Consider the following 22,949-nt stretch of genomic DNA (forward strand, 5'->3'; position numbering starts at 1 on the left):
CCAATTCGCCGATTAGGGGCTTTTTCACGCCGTTTATCCGGCGCTTCGTGGAGTTCAAACGTCGACGATCACCGCGTCGGGCCACATCAGCAGCTCGAATTGCGCGGGCGGCACGGGCTCCGAATACAGGAAACCTTGCGCGAAATCGCAGCCCACGGCCGCGAGGAAATCGCGTTGCTCGATCGTCTCCACGCCTTCGGCAATCACCTTCAGGCCGAGCTTGTGCGCGAGTCCGACCATCGCTTCGCAAAGCGCCTGGTTGTCGCGGTCGGAATCGAGGTTGTGCACGAACGAGCGGTCGATCTTTAGATAATCGATATCGAAGCGCGTCAGATAAGCCAGCGATGAATAGCCGGTGCCGAAGTCGTCGATGGAAATGCGGATGCCCGCATCGCGGAAAGCCAGCAGCTTTTCGTCGATGTTTGCTTCGGCATGCAGCAACAGACCTTCGGTGATCTCCACCGCGACGCTTTGCGCGGACATGCCGTGGCGGGCGAGATAGTCGGACCACTCCGTGCAAATCTGGCTGTCGTGCCGAATCTGCACCGGCGACATGTTGATACTGATCTGGAAGTCTTGATGAAAGCGCTCGCGCCAGTCGCGCGCCTGATGCGCCGCCTGCCTGAACACCCAGTCGCCGATGGGCACGATCAGCCCCGTATCCTCGGCAAGCGGAATGAACTCCAGCGGGCTGATGGTGCCGCGTTCCGGATGCAGCCAGCGAATCAGCGCCTCGGCCTTATGAATTTCCCCGGTCGCGAGATCGACGATCGGTTGATAGTAGACGCGGAATTGCTCTTCGGCCAAGGCGGTGCGCAGATCGCTCGTAAGCCGCAGGCGCTTTTCCGCTGCCACTTGCAGGTCGGGCGTGAAGTAGCTGAAGCGATTGCGCCCGGCGTTCTTGGCCGCGTACATCGCCTGATCGGCATTCTTGAAGAGCACGTCGAGTTCGCCCGCATCGTCCGGATAAAACGTCACGCCCACGCTTGCGGAAATGAACGCCTCGTCGGGACCGAGCGTGAACGGCTCCGCCAAGGTGTCGATGATCGTGCGCGCCATCTCTTCGATGCTTTCGCTGTCGTCATCCACGTTCGGCACGATCACCGTGAATTCGTCGCCGCCCAGACGGGCGACCGTATCGGTGCCGCGCACGCAGGACGTGATGCGGCGCGCGGCTTCGATCAGCAGGACATCGCCCGTGTCGTGACCAAGCGAGTCGTTCACTTCCTTGAAGCGGTCGAGGTCGATCAACATCAGCGCCATGCGCCGTCCCGACAGACGCGACATGCGCGCTTCGTATTCCAGCCGGCTCAGGAACATCTGCCGGTTTGGAAGATGCGTGAGCGCATCGAAGTTGGCCTGCTTCCAGATGGTCGCTTCGAAAGCCACGCGTTCGGAGATATCGCGGCCCACCACGAGCACGGAGATTACCTTGCCCGACCAGTCGATTTCCGGCGTCAGGCGAAAGTGCGTGCACTGCTCCTCGCCGTCGCTCGTCACCGCGCGCAGTTCGAATTGCGCGCTTCGCGCGCTCGCAATCACTTCGCGTACGCGTTCCTCGTAGAGTTGCGCGTTCGGACCGCCCGGAATCTCGGAAGGCCGCCTGCCGAGCAGTTCGCCAGGGTTGCGCCCGGTCCACGCACAGAACGCCGGATTGGCATAGATACGCCTCAAATTGCGGTCGTATCGCGTGATCGTGTCGGGCGAGTTCGTGATGAGCGTGCGCGATTCCTGTTCGCGCGTCACCAGTTCCGCCGTGCGTTCGATGACAGCCTGTTCGAGCGTCGTGTTGATCTCGTTGATCTTCTGGATCTTCTGCTTGATCGCTTCGCGCATTTTCTCGAAGCGTTGCGCGAGCCGGCCGAGTTCGTCTTTCGCGTCGTCCGTATGGTCTTGCGAAGGCGCGCCTGCGTCGGTGCCGGCATCGTTCATCTTGCGCACGAGGTCCTTGAGCGGCGCCGAGATGCTGTAAGAGATGAAGTACGCGAGGATGATCGAAAGCAGAAAGCCCGAGATACCGACCAGCATGATCTGGTTGCGCACGGACTGCACTTGCGCGGTCAGTTTCTCCTCGGGAATGGTGCTGACCACGAACCAGTTGGTGCCGGGAATGCGCGTGTAAGCCGCGAAATAGCGGTCCTGCCGCGTGCCTTCGAAGGGCACGAAGCCGTTCGGCTGCGCGCCATCCCGCGTGTGCGCGATTTTCTCGACGAGGTCTTTTGCGGCGGATGCATCGGTGCTCGCGCCGCCTTCCGCGCGGACGATCACCTTGTTGTTGCCGGCATCGAGTACATAGATTTCGGTCTTGTTGCCGAGCGCGACGTCGGAGAAGATCGTCGAGAAATGCTCGGGGCGAATCACCAGCACGAGATTCCCGATTTGCCGATTATTGTTCTTGCCAAAGATCGCGCGCACCATGCCGAGATTTTGCTGGCCGACGCCGTCGTCATAACTGCCCCAATAAGGGCGTCCGTTACGATCGGGCACCTGAGCGACGAGACGCGTGACGCCGCGCGACAATTGCGCGAACGCCTGTGTATCCAAAATGCGGTTATGCTGATCCAGCAAATACTTCTGGTTGATATAACCGAGCGAACCATAGTGATCCAGCAAGAGGCGCGTCATGTCCTGCCGCGCTTCGCTGCGTTCCTTTGCGCTGCCATTCGCAGCCTTGGTCAATGCACCCTGCACGCGATCCGACAACACGAGCAATGCACTTTCCGTTTCCAGTTGCTCCATGCGCAGCGCGATATTGCGCGATACCTGCTTCACCACTTCCTTCGAAAACATCTCCGCATTCTGTTTGATCGCGGCCGTCGATTCCACGTAGGAGATATAGCCCGAAATCAGAATGGGCAGCAGCGCAACCAGAATGAATGCCGCGATCAGGCGATAGCGAATCTCGACGCGTCTCAGAAGATCTAGAGACAGCAATTCGAACGCGCGTCGTAGCGAACCAAGGATTGAGCTCATTTGTAATGCATCTTAGCTTCGTTCTTGACGGACTCATCCAGGAGGCGCGCGGCTTGCCGGGGCGTGATCTTTCCGAGCAGCACATCCTGCATCAGACGATGCAGCCGCTCGATCGAATTGGACGGCAGCACCGAATAATACGGGCTGGATGTCACGGGGTAATGACTGACCATGACGGTGTACTCGGCGATTTTCGGATCGCTCAGACTGGCGTCCGACGCCTGCGTGAATGGCGCGATATTGCGGCGTTTTCTCTGCATCACCGAAAAGCCCCTGCCCGCGATGAAATCCAGGAAACGCATGGCAGCCGCTTTATTCGCCGTTTCGCAAACCGCGAAGCCCGTCTCGCTGCCGACGACCGGCACCGCTTCCTTGCCCGGCGCATTCCACGGCGGCACGAATACGCCGACTTCGAAGGGATTGCCGTGCAGCAAAAGACCGGCGGCCCAGCTTCCATGAAACGCCATCGCGACTTCGCCGTCCTTGAATAGACGGATGCCTTCGTCGTAATCGGTTGCCATATAACCGTCCTGCACGTAGTGACGCGCGGGCAATAAAAGAATCTTCGAGAAGATATCGGCGACTTCGGGCGTATTTAGATCGAGCGTACCGTCCGCGATTCTCGCTTTCCATGCCGGATCGCGGGCTACGACGTTATCCGCGAAGCCGGAGCCGAAAGGACCATTACCGAGCATGTTCGGAAAACCGCCGTTCCACATGATCGGTGTGAATCCCGCGCGCTTGAGTTGCGCGCAGGCGGCGAGAAACTCGCGGAAATTTGTCGGCGGCTGTTTTATGCCGGCGAGTGCGAACATCGCCTCGTTGTAATAGATGAGCGTCGTCGCCACGCCGCCGGATATGCCGAAGTGCCGGCCTTGACGGCTCGTCCAATCGCTCTTGAGCGGCGTGAGCATGGCTTTCCAAGCCGCCGTATTCCCGACATCCGCGAGAATGCCTTGATCGGCCAATTCGGCGGCGTAAGCGTTTGGATTGACGCTCACGAAATCCGGCAGATTGCCCGATGCCACGCGCGGCTTGATATTTTCTTCAACCGAATTGCCGATCATGAACTGCACGTTCACGCGGATATCGGGATTCAACTTGTTGAATTGCGCCGCAATCTGGAGCATTTCTTCCGTCCAGTCGGGCGCCCAGACGAGCGCGGAGATCGTCGTGACCTCGTGCGCGGCCGCCGCGTTATTCGCGGAATCAGCGGACGTGGCGCGGTCGTCCTGACGGCAGCCCGCGAAGGACAGCAGTATCAGGCTCAAGAAACCCGCCAGCAGGGAAGCAAGCCCGATTCGTCGCACTTGCGCTTCGCTCGTTGTGTTTGTGTTGTTGTTGGACCGGATCGGCTGCGGTGTTGCGACGCAATTTGCCGATGCAGCACCAGCACTGCTTATCGGCAAACAATTTCAGTTCTTTAGTGATTACGCGCCGCTATTGCGCGACAGCGATGCTCGTTGACTTCAGGCCGCGGACGCCTGGTTGCTCGGGCGTGGACGATGCGGCGCCGTTTTGCGGATCGAGCGCGCCAGTCGGTTTGCTCGCGGCCGATTTCTTTCGCGGTACCGCGACGCGCTTTGTCGCGGTCGGCGCCTTGCGTGCCGTCTTGCTTGCCGCGTTGGCTTTGGTTTTCTTTGCCGCTGTTTTCTTTGCCGCTGTTTTCTTTACGGCGGTTTTTTTAACAGCCGCTTTCTTTGCTGCGGTTTTCTTGACGGCCGCTTTCTTTTCCACGGCTTTTTTAGCAGTCTTAGCCGCTTTGCCGATTAGATAAACAGAACGATCGCTTGCGCTTGCGATCCAGCCAGGTGCGCGGCCATGTCCGGTCCAGGTCGCGCCGCTTTCGGGATCTCTATATTGCGCGACGCCTGCGTTTTTGCTGGAAGCGCGCTTTTTGGCGCCCGTCTTGACGACACTGCTCGCTAAAGCCTCGCTTTTATCGATCAGAAATTTGCTGCGATTCTTCACGCTCGCAATCCATTTCGGCGGTCTTGCGCGGCCGCTCCATGTTTCACCGGTTTTCGGATTGCGATATTTGACCGCGACTTTGCTATTGCCAGCCGACCCGGTTTGATCGCCCGTGTCCTTCGATGCGAGCGCCGTGCCCTGTCTGCGTTTGCGCGCGGCGTTTTCAATGTCGGATGTTGTGAGCCCATGCTCGAGCATGAGATTGCGAATCTGGTCGACCACCTTCTGCGCCTGCTTTGCGATGATGGCATCGGCCTGCTTTTGCAGCTTTTGTATTCTCGATTGAATCTGCTTGATGGTCGTCATGGCGCAGTTCCTTTGGAATGTTTGTGCTGAACTATGCCATCAAATCGGGACGCATAAAAGCTTGCTTCATAAAGTCCATGACGCGGCGCCGGACTTTAAGCTTGCCCGTCACGCATATAAAGATTCGCTTACGTGAACGTTGCGCGAACCAAAGCGTGTTTTCGCTAAAGAGGACGAAGCATTTTTAGCGCGCACTCGTGGACGACGCGCCTTGCAAGGCTTACCGCCTGATAAAACGGTTGCCACTATTTCTTCTGACGAATTAAAAAACCGCTAGCTTCGCGGCTGTTATTCCCATTCATGCTTCTTGCGAAATAGAGCCTCAACTCTGCGCCGAAAGTGCCGTTAGTACTCGAAGCGACAGGACTTTTCCTGCGCAGAAAGTCTTAGCCGGAGGTCAAGAAGGCTGCCATGCGGCACGACCTGCATCGCCCCACCCCGGAATAAAACGGAAAAAAGAAAGGCTCGATATGCCTGCGGCCTCCCGAACCAATCGACAGCTGTTCAGAACGACATGGCCCTTCGTGGCCGTGGTGGTCTCGTTGCTCACGCTCGTGGCGACGAGCCTTTCGATCATGTCGTCGGTGCGCGCGTATATCGGCGGCGAAAGCACTTGGTCGAAAGGCCAGAAAGACGCCGTGTTCTATCTCATCCGCTACGCGCAAACGGGCGACGAAGAGGCGTATCGGCAATATGAAAGCTCGATTGCGATCCCGCTCAATTTGAAGCGCGCGCGGCTCGCGCTCGACCGTGCTCATCCCGATGTCGAAACGGCGCGCGCCGCGCTGCTCGAAAGCGGCGTCTATCCCGCGGATGTCGGTTCGGTGATCTGGGTCTTTCGCACGTTTCGCCGCGCGAGTTACTTCGAGCAGGCCGTCGGCTACTGGACGAGCGGCGATCTTTACGTCGAACGGTTGACCGTCGCCGCGCGCGAGTTGCGCACGGCGAAGGCGGCGGGCGTTTCGGCGCGCATTGAAGTGGACTATCTGACGGGCGAAGTGTGGAACATCAACGCGTCCATCGCGCCAATCTCGCGCGCTTTCGCCGATGTTCTCGGCGCCGCGTTTCGGCAAACCGCGCTGCTTTTGTTCGTCTTGAATTTGCTCGTCGCCGTCATTCTCGTGTCGCTGTCGGTGTGGTACGCGCGGCGCTTCATCACCGGACGCATCGCCACCGAAAACGCCTTGCGTCGAAGCGAGGCGCGCGCAAAAGCGACACTCGGGTCGATTGGCGAAGCGGTCATTTCAGTCGGCCCGATGGGACTGGTCGAGTTCATCAATCCCGCCGCCGAACGCCTGCTTTGCCGCGAGGCCGCCGCTTGCGTGAAGCGCCCGCTCACGGATCTCGTAACCATCGTCAGGGAATGGGACAGACGGCCTGTCGATCTCATCGAGAAGGCGCTGCGCGGCGCGGATCGCGAAGAACCGGGCGGCGATCTCATTCTGACTAACGTGCATGGCGTCGAAACCGTCGTGCAGGCCATTACGTCGCTCGTGCACGATACGTCCGAAACGATCACCGGCGTCGTGCTGCTCTTGCGCAACATGACGCGCGAGCGCGAGTACGTGTCGAGCCTTTCGTGGCAGGCATCGCACGATGGCTTGACGGGGCTGCTCAACCGCACGGAATTCGAACGGCGTCTCGCGGCATCGCTCGATCCGCAAGCGGACAGCGCAACCGAACGCGCCTGCATGCTGATGATGCTCGATCTCGATCAGTTCAAAGTCGTCAACGACACCTACGGTCACGCAGCCGGCGACACCATGCTGCGCGAAGTGGCCGCGCTCATCAAAAAATGTCTGCGCGACGAAGATTCGCTCGCGCGTCTGGGCGGCGACGAATTCGCCGCGCTCATGTTCGACTGCCACGAAAACCACGCCTTGCAGATCGCCGAACGTCTGCGCAGCGAAATAGCCGCTTTCGAGTGGTCGTGCGAGACGCACACGTTATCGACGAGCGTGAGCATCGGCCTCGTCGATCTCAAGGGACTCGATGTCGAAACCGCCATGCGATTCGGCGATATTGCCTGCTATCTCGCGAAGGAACGCGGACGCGATCGCGTTCATCTCGCGCTGCGCGGCGACGCGGAACTCACGCGCCATGCAAGCGCGATGTCGTGGTGCGGGCGCATCAAGGACGCGCTCGCCAACAATCGCTTTTGCCTCTACGCGCAAGAGATTCGGGCGATTGCGCCCGAGCACTGCGAGTCGCATCCACGGCATGTGGAAGTGCTGCTGCGCATGGTGGGCGAAGGCGGCAAGATCATTCCGCCGAACTTCTTCATGCCGGCCGCCGAGCGTTATGGCCTCATGTCCGCCATCGATCGATGGGTCGTGCGCGCCGTGTTCGCGGTGCTCGCGAAGACCGGAAATCACGAGGGCGTGCAGTACGCGATCAATCTTTCGGGCGCCTCCATTGGCGACGAGCGCTTCCTGCAGTTCTTGAACGATCAGTTCGCGGTCAGCCATATCGCGCCTTCGTCGATCTGCTTCGAAGTGACGGAAACGACGGCCGTGGCCAACCTCGCGACGGCCGCGCGTTTTATCCGCGAACTCAAGAGCCGCGGCTGCAAGTTCTCGCTCGACGACTTCGGCGCGGGCATGTCCTCGTTCGGTTATTTGAAGCATCTTCCGGTCGACTACATCAAGATCGACGGAGGATTCATTAAGGACATGTTGAAGGATGCCGTTAACCGAGACATGGTGGCGGCAATCAACGATATCGGCCATTCGATGGGACGCTTGACCATTGCGGAATACGTCGAGAGCGAAGCGATCTTGCGCGCACTCGCCGCGATGGGCGTCGATTTCGTTCAGGGCTTTCACGTCGGCCGCCCGGCTCTCTGGGCGCAGAACGTCGAGTTCCTTGCGATCAACTAGGAGGAGTTTTGGATCCCACTTTTCAGCGGGTTGGTGACCTCAAGGACATTGCCAGCTATCCGGCATGGCTCGCGGATGTCCTGGCTGAAACACATGCGGCCAAGCAACGGGTCGTCGACCATCCCATTTTCGCGGCGATGCGTGAAGCGCGTCTTGAACCGCGTCAGGCCGAAGCGTTCCTCGTGAACGGCTGGCCGGTCGTCGAGCAGTTTCCGCAATACATGGCGATGAATCTGCAGAAGGTGCGCTATGGACATTCGCGCGGCGAAGATCTGGCGCGTCGCTATCTGACGCGCAACATTCGCGTCGAGCAAAACCATGCGGATTATTGGGTCGATTGGGCCGCGGCTCACGATGTCAGCAAGCGCGCGTTGATGAAGGGCAATGGCCCGTCGCTCGCTTATGCGCTCAGCCACTGGTGCTGGAAAAGCAGTAGCACGGATGCGCTGGCTGCGAGCATCGCCGCGACGAATTTCGCTATCGAAGGCGTCACGGGCGAATGGTCCACGCTGGTTTGCAGCACCGATACCTACGCAATGAGCTTTGCGCCTTCGATGCGTCGCAAGGCGATGCGCTGGCTCACCCTGCACGCCCATTACGACGATGCGCATCCGTGGGAAGCGCTGGAGATCGTGGCGACGTTGCTCGGCAATGCACCGGGCGTCGATGAAGTGCATGCGGTCAAGCGCAGCATCGAGATGAGTTACGAGTATTTCAAGGTGAGCCTCGACTGCTGTTTTTGAGGCTTGCTTTCCTTTGTGGTGCTCCGGTTCCGCAGGCGCTGCCTGAGCGGTTCGGATGCGCTCGGCCGTAATCCGAACCGAATCTGGAACAGCAGAATGAAGATCAAATTGATGGCATGTGCGGCAATGGCGGCGCTTTGCGCGACAGGTGCACACGCACAGGCCGCCGGGGATATTCAGCTCAACGCCGGCTGGATGCATTTCGCGCCGCAGGATTCGAGCGATCCGTTCAACATCTCGGCGCTCGGACAATCGATGACATCGCCGGGCGCGGGCGCTTCCGTCAGTAACTCGGACACGCTCGGACTCACGGCGGCTTACTTCTTCACCGATCACATTGCGGTCGAGGGAGTCGCCGGCGTGGCGCCGAAATTTCATCTCGATGGCAAGGGCACCCTCGGACGCCTGGGCGAACTCGGCACGGCGCGCGAGTGGAGTCCTACCCTCTTGCTGAAGTACTACTTCATGAGCGCGCAGAGCAAATTCCGGCCTTATGTCGGCGCGGGCGCGTCTTATGTGTGGTTCTCGGATGTAAAGCTCAGTTCGGCGATGTCAAATGGCGCGTTTCTTTACTCGCCGCAGTTTGGAACCGCGCTGACTGGACCGACGACTGCGCATATCAGCAGTTCGTTTGCGCCGGTGGTGAATGCGGGCTTTGCCTATAACTTCACGCAGCATTGGTCGGCGGCGTTTTCGGTGTCTTATATGTGGCTGTCGGCACGAGCGACGTTGACGACGAATTCAGCGGTGGGGACGGTGCGGAGTGAATCGAAGATCAAGCTCGATCCAATCGTGACGTTTCTCTCGGTGGGGTATCGGTTTTGATGGGTTGTTGTTAGTCGTGTTTGATGTCGTGTTGGTTGATGGCGTATGCGCGGGTGGCGATTTGGCGACGGGGTGAGTGCGTTGTTGCTGTTCGTGGTTATGGTGGTCGCTTTGGTTAGGGACTTTTGATTCTTCGTTGGTCAGATTGGGTTCGGCGGGTGCTTGGGTATGAGCGGCGGTTTATCAGCGTCGCGCGAGGGCTTTGTATTGCGACGAACTCTTTGAATAAACCCGATGCGTGTGTCGCTGTTGGTGTCCAACTTTCCGAAGGACCGAGGCGCGAGTCGGCGAGAGTTTTGATTGTTTTTGCTGAACCGCAGATGTGTTGGTTCGCCGATCAGCGGTTGCTAATTTGCGTCGGAGCTTATATGAGGCGTCTTGCGCATTCTCAAACTTAAATACGAAAAGCGTATTGTTTGATACGTCGAACTGAAATCATGCGCTAGAATGTTGTTTTCCGTTTAGGTTCTGCTAACTCGGCTAGTTCTGACCGGCCAAGGCCGCGTGATTGCGTGAAACAACTTGCATTCATCGATTTAAAGTATTGATTTAAAACGAATAAATTGAATTTATGATGCAAGGAGATTGTTTCACGCCGGCGATCGTATTCGCTCTTGGAGATGCACGATAACGCAACATTTCTTCATGCGATTCTTGAGCTGCAATGCTGTTCAATCGTCGAGAGCTGAATCGGCCTCGACGCTCTTCGGCAGTCTCCGCTGCGTGGAGTTCATAACGCCTGCGTTTTAATTATCGTTGTATAACGCGACTACGCTTTCAACGGCACTCCGCGATATGAGCCACCATCTGGCATCGCTCGGTCGATCAATTGAACCAGGCCTTAATTAAAGGTCTTTCTTCCTTTGCAGGACCGTGCCTTGGTCGCCAACTAAACAACGTCTGGCTCCGTTTTTTCCCACCATCGATTGGCCATTACAGACTCAGCAAATGTGGCATGCGTCGCGCGCTTCCCCAGCAGCGTTACAACGGTATGCGAAGCTGTGCAAACGTAGCCGGCGACTCGGCGCAAAGCCGCCGACTGCCATCTGTCATCGAATGCTGAATCCGCCAGTCGCTTTCCGCCTTGCTGTTCCACGAAGGTGCAGCGGTATTTCGTCTCTCTGATGCGCTGAAGCATTCATGGCCCCCGCCGCCATGTTGCGGCATACCTGAGGTGCCGTCTAGGCTAGCGCCATGGAAGTAGGCGTGCATGTCAATGCTGGTGTGCATGCAGGTGAGTCCATTCCTAGTGTTTCTTACCTGCCTTATTCGGCGAGGGGCGTGGAGGTTAAAGACACTCAAACCCAGCCAACCAGATGCGCCTGCTCTTTGCCGCCCCTCCCCTCTTCTCGAGCGCTACTCAAATCGGGCGGCGAATTGCGTCGTTGACTTAGATTTACGCAGATAACGTCGATATTGCGGTTATGCACATAGTTGCGATTGCACGTCCGGACTTCTTTCGCTTTTGGCCAGCTGGAGGGGACAGAGAGCGCGCCTGGAGCTTGCGTTCGAACACGGTTCGACGTATTCAGCGCCGGGGAAATTGGTCTCCAACGCAGCGCTTGAGTTAAATGTCCAGTCACTTACACATCGCCGAAGTAAGTCCGAGCATTCCACTCGCTTGAATATCCGTACTCCCCTTTGGAGGAGCAGTCGTCCCACGTGTTGCGACACATACATCATCGACTTTAGATGCGCTCTTCTGTATCACATATCGATCAGACGGGACTCGCAAACGCCATCGCGGACGCCTGCCCCCAAAGGGCCGTAATCGTTTTTTATTGAGTTGGAGCACTGCATCTCGTTTCAGCAGATCACTGGGTCCACGGCAATAACGGCACGGTTTTGATCGATGGTTAAGTTTCTGCGGCCAGGACGACCAACTGCTTTCGGGAGATGGGAGCACTCAGACGGCACTGGGGGGTCCAAAGCACTTATGCAGCATTTGTCAGCGACATATATCCAACCGCACTGCCTCATGTACTCGAAAAAAGCAGCGGCGATCAAGGAACGCGATAAACGCGGATGGGGAATTACCGCCGCGCGAATGAGCAACAATCTGACCATAGAAAGTTTTGCTGCCTTACTGTTTATCGGCCGGCGATAGCCGCGACGCTAGCGCGAGATGAAAGCCAGGCCGACGTATGCCCATCAGCCTCACTGAACGAACCCTGAGCAGCGCCGTGATTTCATATGCCGTGACATGCACTGGATTGCGTGAGTCACCTGTTGTTTCGCGTGCGCGATCCGGTGATTAATAGCCGTCGAAACTCGGGAAGAATGTGCGAGCATCAGGAAAGCCATCGTCAAAGTCGCGCAAGAAGATGACCATGCATGCCTCTTGGACGAAAGAACCCTACAAGCCCATGTTCGCGTGTCCGAATTCGGACGCTGAGTCCCCCGAATAGGTCGGCATCGCGCCATTTTGCTGCGTCCGTTCATGCGTTGCAGATGCCTCAAAGTCAGGCGTATCAACTTCTCTTGCTACTTGTCCGAATTCGGACACCCAGCGTCCGGCGCCTTGAGACCGCTACACTCGATCCTGGCGTCTAGTGCGGGTTTTTCGGCGTACAACTGCACTCCATAACGTTCCGAGCGCTATCGCCTAAAGCTATGCAGACACGCAATGTCAAATGCTGCGAGAATGCGAGCGAGGCGTCATCCGTCCTGCACCGTAAATGTGTCTTCGCAAAGGCGCGTGATCGTGGACTCGCACGTGTGTCTCGATCTGCAAAATTCGTTCGCGGACGAGACTGTCCGAATTCGGACAGCCATAAGAAGCGCGGGCAAGGTGGGAGGCGTGCGTTGTATGTTAACTAAAGCGCTCGCTAGAGTGGCTCATTAGTTATTGCTTCGTACCACCGAAACGGAGCGTTGTACCGGTGGTGCGAAGGTCTCTTTAACTCGAATTTACTTAAGTATTGTTGGATAGCAGAGTGTTTGCGAGTGTCCGCATCGACGCCGGCAGGGTAGCGAAGGGGACCACGGGCAGGCGCCACGCTAATACTCGCAAAGCCGGTAGCATCTGTCGAAATATTCTGTCGCGCGGAAACAGAGAGATCTATCTCGCTTGTACATTCATCGCACAACGTCGAGTAACCTTTCCGCACTCAACGCGAGAAATTGTTAGAACCTCTGGACTCTAACGCGTCGACAATGCGCAAGAAGCACATGAGATGCGAAGCGAAAGTCGCCGCACCCGACCGAGTGTGACCCGCTTGCAAAAAATGTCTTCGTACGCTGAAGTGCGCACGCGTATTCCGAACACTGTCCGAATTCGGACACTTCGATGCGACTTCGGGATGGCTCGCGCAAAAAAACCCGCCAGCGGCGGGTTAAGAGTCTTCAAACATCACTCCGACCGAATCGAAAACATTTTCCCAATATGTTCTCTAAGCTGACTTTCCTGTTCCTCGGTCATCACACCAGACTTGAACTTAAACGTAAGTCCCTTCACGTCTTTGGTAATGCTTCCAGCCTGAACCTTCCCCGCGAAAATCTTTAAAATACTTCTTCCGCCGGCATCCGTAGAAGAACCACGCTGTCCCGCCTGCGCGCTCAAACTAGCCGCGAGCTTTGTTTGAACTAGATCACCCGACACAACCTGCGGCCACAACTCTTCGAGGGCCCGCACTCCAGATTCACCGGTCTTCTTGAGCGCATTAACCGTATCTTGTGCCGATGAAGCACCCAACACCGCCGGATTCAAATCAAGGTCACGCTTCACAAAATCCGGCAGATCGTCATAGGCCAAAAAACGATATAGGTCGCTACGCGAGATACCCATCGCTTGCGCGAGTCGGGTTCGATTAGGAAACTCTGCTTCAGCCCGTCGAATCGAAATTGCAATCTCATAATCGGAAAGATCATCTCGCGTGACATTTTCCATCAGCGCAAGCGCCGCCATGTCTTGATCCGAACACTCGATCACCACCGCCCTGATGTTCTCGCGATTGATCAGCTTATGGGCGCGAAGCCGCCGCTCGCCCGCAACCAACTGAAACCCATCACCCAAACGACGGACGGTAACAGCCTGCAGCAAGCCGACCTCATCAATCGAACGTGCTAGCTCCGAGAGCTTGGCTTCGTTGAACTGCCGTCGAGGCTGCCAGGGATTCGGTACGATCTCACTCACCGGAATCTCAGTCTCGACGCCCTTCCCCTCCAACTCCTGAATCCGAAGTTGGGCCGCGGCCAAGGCACTCGTAATTCCCGGCATGGTTTGCGGACCGCGCGCCGACTTGTCCTTCTTCGTCTCGCCTTTGAAGTCTGCCGGCTTCGGCAAGTCGGCCGTCTTGGCCATGAGTTGTTCTCTGATGTTATTGCTCATGCCGACTCCTTCCAGGATTTGACGAACATGTCATCTAGCCACTTGGCATACTGCATCATCGGCTGACGAACACGCTGAAGCGACTTGGCGATCGAGTGCGTGCTCACTACATCGAGCGCAGTCGAAAAGGACAAAGCTCCTCCACTCATGACAGAACTTGCCGGGATCTCGAACGGATCGAGCCACCGTCCATACGCACTCTGTGCCCACTGACGAACGACCGGAGCTGAAGACGTCTTCCCGTAATCGACCTTGGACAACAAGATCGAAATGAAGTCATAGACCTTGTCTTCCTCATAGGGCAGAAAGTCTTCCGCGACATCCGAGAACAGACGCCAAAATGCGAGCGAACTGATGAAGTCGAGGTTCTCGGGAATCATCGGCATGACAAGCGCATCCGCTGCGAGCAACGCGTTCAGATTCATATACGAGAGCGACGGCGACGTATCGATCAGTATGTAGTCATACTGCGCCTTCAAAGGCTCAAGACCTTCACGGAGAACCGCCCAGAAGCGATATCCCTGGATCGTCTTCTGACGTGCAGGAAGCAAGAACTCCGCGCCATAGAGAAACGTGTGACCTGGAATGATGTCGAGTCCATCCCAATAGGTCGACTGAACGCTCGCGCCCAGACCGCCTTCGACATTCTGGTCATATATGTAGGGGAGCACGGTGTCGTCTCCGGAGATTTCCTTCTCGGCGTAGAGTCCGCAAAGCTCGGACGCCGATGCTTGCGGATCCAAGTCAACCAGCAGTACCTTACGTCCCAACAGCGTCAATGCCTGCGCAAGACATACAGTCGTCGTCGTCTTAGCAGAGCCGCCTTTGAGCTGTGCAGTCGTCAGCACTTTCCCTCGGAAATCGCTTTCGCCATCCGCGAGACGAGTCTGATAGATATCGGACGCCATCTTCACCCACAGACGAACCTCGGGCAGCGTGAACGTACGGCTGCGGCCGTTGCCATTGAGCGTGCCTTGCGGCAAGCCACCTTCGCCCTTGGTCACAAGATACTGAATCTGCTGCCGCGTTAGATTGCACATCTCCGCAAGCTCGCCGATCGTGTAATACGGCGCAAGTTTACGCGGACGAGGCGCTAGGATCTGTTCGCGAAGATTGTCCGAGAAGGGTTCGAGGTTATCGGCGAACTCCGCGACTTCGCGAAGCGTGACCCTGCGGTCTTCCATCGGTAGGGTGCCTACGTTGGCCATTCTGCGCTTCCTCCTTGTTTTGATGTCGAAGCGCAGAATACACGATAACGCGTAAACAAGGTTGTAGCGAAGATCGGAGCCTGTCGCACACAGACACACGCACGGACTAACTCCTTGTTTATTAGCGACTTATTGCGGCCGAAGACGCGTCAAACTTTGTCGCCAATGCCTAATCTTGACCAATGAAGCCTGCACACATCGTCCACTTTAGAACGGCTGCACAAAAACCACCCCGGGGTCGCTTTTTGTGCGACACGACTTAATCAATAATTTCAAGGACTTATATACCAAAATTCGAAGATTCCTATTTTCCTCGAAGTCCGGTTTGTTATGTTCTTTTGTAAACTTTAACCCGCAAACCTACAAACAGAGACCGAAAAACCGTTTCGAATCATAGATCACCCCTGTGGATAGGGACGCTTTTTGTGCTGTGCAGGGCGGTTTTTGTGCGCGATAGGCCGGAAAATGTGAACGACAGGGCGGAAATTGTGGCCTGGGGGTCGGAAATTGGGCAAGCCGTCCGACTGCCGGGGTGCTTTTTGTGCGGGTCGCTTCGCTCGCAACCGGGGTGGTTTTTGTGTTGACACGCCTTTGTTGCCTGATAGAGTGCCGGGGAATCGAACCGAACCAAACGCATGCAAGCTCAGGACCTCACCGCTACGCCGCAGCAACTCGCCTTGGACATCTACGAAGACATGTCCTCGCAAGGCTCGGCTATTTGCGAGTCCACGAGGGACATCGGCTTTCTGCGCAACAACATTTTCACGCGGGTCGGTGGCCTCGGCATCGCCGCACGCCGCGTGCTGGACGCCGCCTACTTCATCGTGGCCACCAAGGCGCCCGATGAACTGATCGACGACAAGGTCTACACCTTCACAGCCGACATCAACTACTTCAAGTGGCTGATGCGCTACGACAGCCGCAACCATAGCCACCTGATCGCGCAAATGCGCTCGGCGGCACGGGCGCGGGTCGAAATCATGACGGCGCCGTCTATCGAAGAACTCACCGAGAAGGATTCGTGGGGCACCATCAGTCTGCTCGGCGACTGCTATATCGAGCGCAACGTCGTTTGCATTCTGCTGGCGGGGCGCGTCATCAAGTACCTGATCAGCCCGTACAAAGCGCATTGGCTGAGCTTGCGCGCATCGACGGCATTTTCATTGTCGCTTGCGCGCGCCATCTACGACCGTCTGATTCCCTGCGAAGGGCACGGCGTGACCGAATGGTTTCCGTTCTCGGAAGTGATCGAGTGGCCCGGCAAGGTCGGCGAATCGCGAAAAGAGGTAAAGGAGTTTAAGAAGCGCTTTCTCGAACCCGCCATCGATCAGCTCAATGAAGTATCTGATTTCGATGTCAGCTGGGAGCCCAATGCGGAACGCGTATCGGGCGACAAGCTGAAGATTCGCTTTCGCTTCACGAAGAAGCAGGGCGCCGATGCAGCCCGAGCCGGCATTCAGGACTCGATGTATCTCGTGCTCCACAACGAATTCGCCTTCGACACCCCCGACTTCGAGCGCCTCGCGAGCCGCCGCGACCTCTGGACAGACGAGCGTCTACAGCAGGCTATCGAATACACGCGTTTCAAGCTGAACGAAGGGAAGGTCACGGTCAGTCCGCGCGGCTATCTGTTCAAGGCGCTCGAGGGCAATTACCGGATCGGCGAGGCGGATCGCAAGATGGCGTCGATCAAGGCGAAGCAACTCGAAGACGACAAGAAGACGCGCCGCGATCACACCGACGCGCAAGCGCAGCTCGAAGCCAGCATCCAGGCTCAGAACGACACGGCCCGCGCGAAGATGGGCGAAGAGACGAAGGCGGGCCGCGAGTTTTTCGAAGCCGCCGATGCGCCGCTGCGGCGCGAACTGTGTCAGTCGTTCGTGAGTCAACTGATTCCGCAGCGTCTCATCGAGAAGCAGGGCGTCTCGCGTGAAACCCTGAGCGCCGACAATATCCTCACCGTCAATCGCGTGGTCGCGGATGCATTCTGCTCGCACGTTTTCAACAAGATGAAGAAGGTCAGAGCGGGCTTGAAGCCAGCGTGACCGATGCCAGCGGGACAACGCTCCCGCGTCTCAACAGGAAGCTGTATGCCCGCGAATCAGGATAGCGTCAGCATGGCGCTCTTTTGCGACTTCGAAAACGTCGCGCTCGGCGTGCGGGACGCGAAGTACGAAAAGTTCGACATCAAGCCCGTGCTCGAACGATTGCTCCTCAAAGGCAGCATCGTCGTGAAGAAGGCTTACTGCGACTGGGATCGCTACAAGGGCTTCAAGTCCGCGATGCACGAGGCAAGTTTCGAGCTGATCGAGATTCCGCACGTGCGGCAGTCGGGCAAGAATTCAGCCGATATCCGGCTCGTCGTCGATGCGCTCGACCTTTGCTACACAAAGTCGCACGTCGATACGTTCGTCATCATCAGCGGCGACTCGGACTTCTCGCCCCTCGTCTCGAAGTTGCGCGAGAACGCGAAGAAGGTGATCGGCGTGGGGGTGAAAAACTCGACCTCCGACTTGCTCGTCGCCAATTGCGACGAATTCATTTTCTACGACGACCTCGTGCGCGAACAGCAGCGCGCACTCGCCAAACGCGAGGCGAACGTCGCAACCAAGCGTCCCGCCGATGCCGACCGGCAGCCGAGGCAAGAGCCCGACGCGCGCAAGTCGCAGGCGGTCGCGATCGCCGTGGAGACGTTCGAGGCGCTGGTGTCTGAGCGAGGCGAGGGCGAAAAAATTTGGTCGTCGGTGCTCAAGAGCGCGATCAAGCGTCGCAAGCCGGGGTTCAGCGAATCGCACTATGGCTTTCGCGCGTTTGGGAATCTGCTCGACGAGGCGCGTTCGCGCGGTCTGCTGGAAGTCGGTCGCGATGACAAGTCCGGCTCTTTTGTCTTTCGTGCGGCCCAGACGGTGAGCGCGGATGCGGGGCAGGGAGAAGCGGTGGTGGCATCGGTGGCGGAGCCTCAGGGCAATCAGCGCCGACGCGATAAGCGTGGCGGCCGTAAGGACAAGCAGCATGCCGTTGCAGAGGCCGTGCAAACTTCGGCCGATGACGACACATTCGAAATCGTGGATGAATTCACGGAGCATACCCGCGAAGACGTGCAATATCCCGCGCAAGAGTCGGCCGACAACGACGCGCTCGCAATTGCCGACGAACCCTCGGGCCACCATTTGCGTGGACGTGGCAGGCGGAATGATCGCCGAGGGTCGCAGCGTCCTGCGCCCGGATTCGCACGCGCTTCGGCTGACGACGACACGTTAGAAGTCGCGGGCCACGCAGTCGTACCCGGCGATCACGATAGTCGCGAAGACGCGTCGGAGCGCGTGCAAGCGTCGCCTGACAACGACGCGTCCACACTGGCCGACGAACCCACGGGCTATCCACGCGGGCGGGGCAAGCGAAATGGCCGAAGAGACGCGCAGCGTCGCGCATCGAGTGATAACGACGCGTCTGAAGTCACCGACGAACCCGCCGCGCCGATCAACCAGGAACCCACCGCTGCATCTCACACCGAGAAGAAGCCCTCAGCGAGCCGACGCGGCGGGCGAAAGACCGCTGCAAAGAAGGCCGCTGCCGAAAGCGCTGCCGCGTCCTCGGATACAGGCGTTTTCGTGCAGCCTGGCGATGCAACCGACATTCCGAAGCCCGTAAAAAAAGCGCGCAAAACGACGTCACGCACGAGCCGGTCGCGCAAAGCCACCACGCCAACCGACGAGCAGTAAGCAACCTCAGTCGAGACGGAGTCGTTTCAGTACACGACTTCGTCGATGACCACTTCAATCGCTCTCGAAGCCCAGTGGATGAGCGCTGACGGCAAGCGCCGCGAGTTCACCGAAAGCAACGCAATCAACACCGCGAGCACGATGAGGGAATGACAAAACGCTTCATCGTTTTGTCGCCCCAATTTCATTCGGGCGGCACTTGCGCAACGAGACGCGCACCGCCAACGAACACGACGAATAGACTGACGTTCGCATTCATCGTCGAGATACACGAAGGGCTCTTTCAAGCGCGAAGTGACGCGCGATGGATTCCGGTCGCGCAATGAAAGCGTGAATCGAAGGCGGCTTCCTCCCTGCCAAATTGATTCGGATGACGAAATAATAAATCATGCGTCCATCCGTACAATGATTTTCCATAGGGCTGCGGCAACAAACCGAGTGCACGTTTCAACGTCATTTTCACGAACTTGTTGTAATCTAGAATTTCGTTCACCGCTTCGTCATCAACAGGAAAAAGACGGCGGCACGACGCACTTCGAAACTATGTCCATGTATGCCGAGTGGAGGAAGCCATGGAGTCAGCCGTTGACGTTTATGCAGGGTTCGAGATTTCCGTGCGCGCCAAGCGCAACGAGCGCGAAGCGTGGGTCGCGGATATCGACGTTCGTCGCGATGGCGCGTCCGTCATCGACGAATGGCCGCAGACCACGCAGCCGGAATGGCGCACCGTCGAAGAAGCGCTACGCGACGGCATAGAGTGGGCGCGTCGCACCATCCGGCATCGCTTTCTCAACGATCCTTCCCACTCCGACGTAGCCGAGCGCGAGCGCGCGCAAACCTGGTTCAACGACGAACTCGAGCATCGGCCCGGAGCGGTCGTGGTGCGCGTCGGTTGAAGCCGCTTCGCCTACGACAACATCATTCCTTGCAATCGAATAGAACAGATGCCCAACGAGATTCCGGAATCGCAAGCTGTCTGTAACCCCATTTCGCGCAGCGCGATCTTTATCGTCGCCACGGTGGCGCACGGACGCGAGCACGGCGACACCGTGCGCTCCTGGTGCGGCGATATCGCCGCGCTGGTCCGCGCAGTCGGCACGCGGGCTCCAACCGCGAATCTCTCTTGCGTGTGCGGCTTCGGCTCCGACATTTGGGACTCGCTGTTCGGCTCGCCACGCCCGGCCGCGCTGCATCCGTTCCGCGAGTTCGGTTCGGGCGAGCGGCGCGCCATTTCCACGCCCGGCGACATTCTGCTGCATATCCGCGCGGACCACATGGACCTGTGCTTCGAGCTTGCTGCGCAAATGCTCGAGGCACTCGGCGATGCCGTTACTGTCGTCGATGAAGTGCACGGCTTCCGTTACTTCGATCTGCGCGATATGGTCGGCTTCGTGGATGGCACCGAAAATCCATCGGGCCGCGCGGCGCAGTACTTCGCGATCATCGGTGAGGAAGATGCGGAATTTGCGGGCGGCAGCTATGTGATCGTGCAAAAGTATCTGCACAAGATGGCCGCTTGGAACGCGCTGACGGTAGAGCAGCAGGAGAAGATCATCGGCCGCAAGAAGCTGTCCGATATCGAACTCGACGCAGCGGTGAAACCCTCGTGCTCGCACAGTTCGCTCACCACGCTCGATGAAAACGGCCAGGAAGTGAAAATCCTGCGTCACAACATGGCCTTCGGACGGCCCGGCGCGGGCGAGTTCGGCACGTATTTCATCGGCTATGCGCGTTCGCCCGCGCCCACCGAGCAGATGATGGAGAACATGTTCGTCGGCAGGCCGCCCGGCAACTACGACCGGCTGCTCGACTTCAGTCAGGCCGTCACGGGCGGCTTGTTCTTCGTACCGTCGGCCGACTTGCTCGAAGCACTCGCCGACCGCGATCCCGCCGCACAACCCGCGCCCGCATCGTCATCGTCGTCTTCATCCGATGCAACGCCGAGCCGTGCGGACGGCTCACTGAACATCGGTTCACTCAAAGGACAGTCCTGACATGAACAACCTGCATCGCGAGCTCGCGCCCATTTCGAGCGCGGCATGGTCGCAAATCGAAGCGGAAGTGGCGCGCACCTTCAAGCGCTCGCTTGCCGGCGCGTGGTGGATGTGAAAGGTCCCGGCGGTGTCGATCTTTCGGGCGTGGGAACGGGACATCAGACGGCGATTGCATCGCCTGCCAAGGGCGTGAGCGCGAAGCGTTACGACGTGAGGACGCTCATCGAACTGACGGTGCCTTTCACGTTGCAGCGCGAATCGATCGACAGCGTCGAGCGCGGTTCGAACGACGGCGACTGGCAGCCCGCGAAGACGGCGGCGAGCGAACTGGCTACCGCCGAAGACAGCGCCGTTTTCGATGGTTTCCGCGCGGCGGACATCACGGGCATCCGCGAAGGATCGTCCAACGACGCGACGACACTCCCTGCCGACGTAAGCGACTATCCGCGTGCCATTAGCGAGTCGCTCGAAAAATTGCGGCTTGCGGGCGTGGACGGTCCGTACACGGTGCTGCTAGGCGCGGATGCCTACACGGCGCTCGCCGAAGCCAGCGATCAGGGCTATCCGGTGATCCAGCATATCAAGCGCATAGTGGATGGCGATCTCATTTGGGCGCCGGCCATCAAAGGCGGCTGCGTGCTTTCCACGCGCGGTGGCGACTACGAACTGCATCTCGGGCAGGACCTCTCCATAGGCTATACCAGCCATACGGACACGACCGTGCAACTTTATCTGCGCGAAACGCTAACCTTCCTGATGCTGACGAGCGAGGCGTCGGTGGCAGTGGTCGCTGCATCGGCTTAAAGCGCGGGCCACGCCTTACCTCTCAGGTAATCGACGCACGGCACGGCGCACGCGAAGATGTCTTCACCTCATCAAACGGGAGACATTCGAATGACCGCATACGCCGTGGGCCAACTGCACGAAGTCGAGATGTGCGCGGATATCGTTCAATACCTGGAAGCGATCGATGCGACGCTCGCGCCCTTCGACGGTCACTTCATCATTCACGGTGAACGCCCGGAAATGCGCGAGGGAGAGTGGAAGGGCGATCTCATCGTGATCGCCTTTCCCGATCTCGCGCAAGTGCGCGCCTGGTACGAATCCGACGCTTATCAACGTATCCTGCCGCTACGCACGAAGCACGCGAGCAGCGCGGTGTTCTTCATCGATGGCGTGGATAGGGATCACAAAGCGACCGACATCCTGACTTAACCCGACAGCGGCCGCTCGGGTTCCAGGGCTGCGCCGCCCAGAATGGACGTTGCATCGGCGCGCGCGTGGTTGAGTTGCACGAGGCTCGCCTGACGCGCGGCGAGCGCATCGCGATGCGCTATTGCCGTGAGAATGGCTTTGTGCCGCGGCAGCGACAGCGCATGCGTGTTCGGATGCCCGGCTCGTCAGCTTGATCGATTCCGACAGCGCGAGCGACAGCATATTGCCGATATACGCGAGCATGTCGTTGTGCGTCGCGGACATGATCGCGCGATGAAAATACAGATCCGGTTCGAGCAGTTCTTCGGCGGTCTGCGCAGCTTCCATGCTCTTATATGCCGCGCCGATACGCTCGATATCCTCGTTCGTTGCAGAGATGGCGGCGAGCGCGGCAGCGGCAGGCTCGATGATCTGCCGCACCGTCATCAGCGAACGAAAGAACTCGCCTTCACGGAGATTGCCGACGGTCCAGACGAGCACATCGGGATCGAGCATGTGCCATTCGTCGCGCGCACGCACCACGCTGCCCACGCGCGGCTTGGAGACGACGAGTCCCTTCGCCACCAGCACGCGAGTTGCCTCACGCAGCACGGGACGGCTCACGCCATAGGTTTCGCAGAGCGCGGGCTCGGCAGGCAGACGTTGTCCCGGCGCGAACACGCCGCTCACGATCTGCATGCCGAGTTCCTGCACGATCCGTCCGTGCATGCTCTTGCGTTTCGCCGGGTTCCGGTAGTCCATATCGATCCGGCCGATGTCCTGAAGTCGCGCCCGTTGCGCCCG

At 58.3% G+C, this 22,949-nt stretch carries 13 protein-coding genes and 2 pseudogenes; 9 read left to right on the forward strand and 6 right to left on the reverse strand.

What is annotated here, in order from left to right:
• Positions 1 to 54 precede the first annotated feature (54 nt).
• The 3 genes from P9292_RS37310 to P9292_RS37320 all read right to left on the reverse strand — a co-directional run bounded on the left by P9292_RS37310 (position 55) and on the right by P9292_RS37320 (position 5,250).
• A complete protein-coding gene (locus tag P9292_RS37310) occupies positions 55 to 2,973 on the reverse strand; it encodes an EAL domain-containing protein (protein ID WP_309964540.1) in 2,919 nt (972 codons plus the stop codon).
• A complete protein-coding gene (locus P9292_RS37315) occupies positions 2,970 to 4,244 on the reverse strand; it encodes an extracellular solute-binding protein (protein WP_309964541.1) in 1,275 nt (424 codons plus the stop codon). Before P9292_RS37315 ends, P9292_RS37310 begins: the two co-directional genes overlap by 4 nt.
• 169 nt (positions 4,245 to 4,413) lie before the next feature.
• The gene (locus tag P9292_RS37320) at positions 4,414 to 5,250 is read right to left on the reverse strand and encodes an H-NS family nucleoid-associated regulatory protein (protein WP_309964543.1); all 837 of its coding nucleotides are present in this window, start codon (positions 5,248 to 5,250) and stop codon (positions 4,414 to 4,416) included.
• A 524-nt stretch (positions 5,251 to 5,774) separates the two neighbouring features.
• Between P9292_RS37320 and P9292_RS37325 the strand changes: the two genes are divergently transcribed.
• From P9292_RS37325 to P9292_RS37335, 3 genes are all read left to right on the forward strand, one after another.
• Positions 5,775 to 8,129, forward strand: a complete 2,355-nt coding sequence (locus P9292_RS37325) for an EAL domain-containing protein (protein ID WP_309964546.1) — start codon at positions 5,775 to 5,777, stop codon at positions 8,127 to 8,129.
• 8 nt (positions 8,130 to 8,137) lie between these two features.
• Positions 8,138 to 8,872, forward strand: coding sequence for a TenA family transcriptional regulator (locus P9292_RS37330; RefSeq protein ID WP_250493829.1), 735 nt, complete (start codon positions 8,138 to 8,140; stop codon positions 8,870 to 8,872).
• 102 nt (positions 8,873 to 8,974) lie between these two features.
• A complete protein-coding gene (locus P9292_RS37335; protein WP_409014804.1) occupies positions 8,975 to 9,697 on the forward strand; it encodes an OmpW/AlkL family protein in 723 nt (240 codons plus the stop codon).
• 3,352 nt (positions 9,698 to 13,049) lie between these two features.
• Here the strand turns inward: P9292_RS37335 and P9292_RS37340 are convergent.
• Positions 13,050 to 14,027 carry a ParB/RepB/Spo0J family partition protein gene (locus P9292_RS37340; protein ID WP_309964550.1) on the reverse strand — a complete coding sequence of 326 codons (978 nt, stop codon included), beginning with the start codon at positions 14,025 to 14,027 and terminating at the stop codon, positions 13,050 to 13,052.
• Positions 14,024 to 15,235, reverse strand: coding sequence for a ParA family protein (locus P9292_RS37345; RefSeq protein WP_244831060.1), 1,212 nt, complete (start codon positions 15,233 to 15,235; stop codon positions 14,024 to 14,026). Before P9292_RS37345 ends, P9292_RS37340 begins: the two co-directional genes overlap by 4 nt.
• A gap of 635 nt (positions 15,236 to 15,870) precedes the next feature.
• Between P9292_RS37345 and P9292_RS37350 the strand changes: the two genes are divergently transcribed.
• From P9292_RS37350 to P9292_RS37375, 6 genes and pseudogenes are all read left to right on the forward strand, one after another.
• Positions 15,871 to 17,280: a replication initiation protein gene (locus P9292_RS37350; RefSeq protein WP_250467778.1), complete on the forward strand. Its 1,410-nt coding sequence runs from the start codon at positions 15,871 to 15,873 to the stop codon at positions 17,278 to 17,280.
• 45 nt (positions 17,281 to 17,325) lie between these two features.
• On the forward strand, positions 17,326 to 18,957 hold the full coding sequence (locus tag P9292_RS37355) for an NYN domain-containing protein (RefSeq protein ID WP_309964551.1): 1,632 nt from the start codon (positions 17,326 to 17,328) through the stop codon (positions 18,955 to 18,957).
• Between the two features lie 572 nt (positions 18,958 to 19,529).
• The gene (locus P9292_RS37360; RefSeq protein WP_250467782.1) at positions 19,530 to 19,853 is read left to right on the forward strand and encodes a DUF6566 family protein; all 324 of its coding nucleotides are present in this window, start codon (positions 19,530 to 19,532) and stop codon (positions 19,851 to 19,853) included.
• A 48-nt stretch (positions 19,854 to 19,901) separates the two neighbouring features.
• The gene (locus tag P9292_RS37365) at positions 19,902 to 20,951 is read left to right on the forward strand and encodes a Dyp-type peroxidase (protein WP_309964553.1); all 1,050 of its coding nucleotides are present in this window, start codon (positions 19,902 to 19,904) and stop codon (positions 20,949 to 20,951) included.
• Between the two features lies 1 nt (position 20,952).
• Positions 20,953 to 21,755 (forward strand): annotated as a pseudogene (locus P9292_RS37370) (family 1 encapsulin nanocompartment shell protein).
• 90 nt (positions 21,756 to 21,845) lie between these two features.
• Positions 21,846 to 22,166, forward strand: coding sequence for a DUF1330 domain-containing protein (locus P9292_RS37375; protein ID WP_244831067.1), 321 nt, complete (start codon positions 21,846 to 21,848; stop codon positions 22,164 to 22,166).
• On the opposite strand, the pseudogene P9292_RS37380 reads toward P9292_RS37375, so the two are convergent.
• Positions 22,163 to 22,907: pseudogene (locus P9292_RS37380) on the reverse strand (FadR/GntR family transcriptional regulator). The gene P9292_RS37375 and the pseudogene P9292_RS37380 sit on opposite strands and share 4 nt — an antisense overlap.
• Positions 22,908 to 22,949 lie beyond the last annotated feature (42 nt).

The sequence above is a fragment of the Caballeronia sp. LZ001 genome, assembly GCF_031450875.1.
GTDB lineage: Bacteria > Pseudomonadota > Gammaproteobacteria > Burkholderiales > Burkholderiaceae > Caballeronia.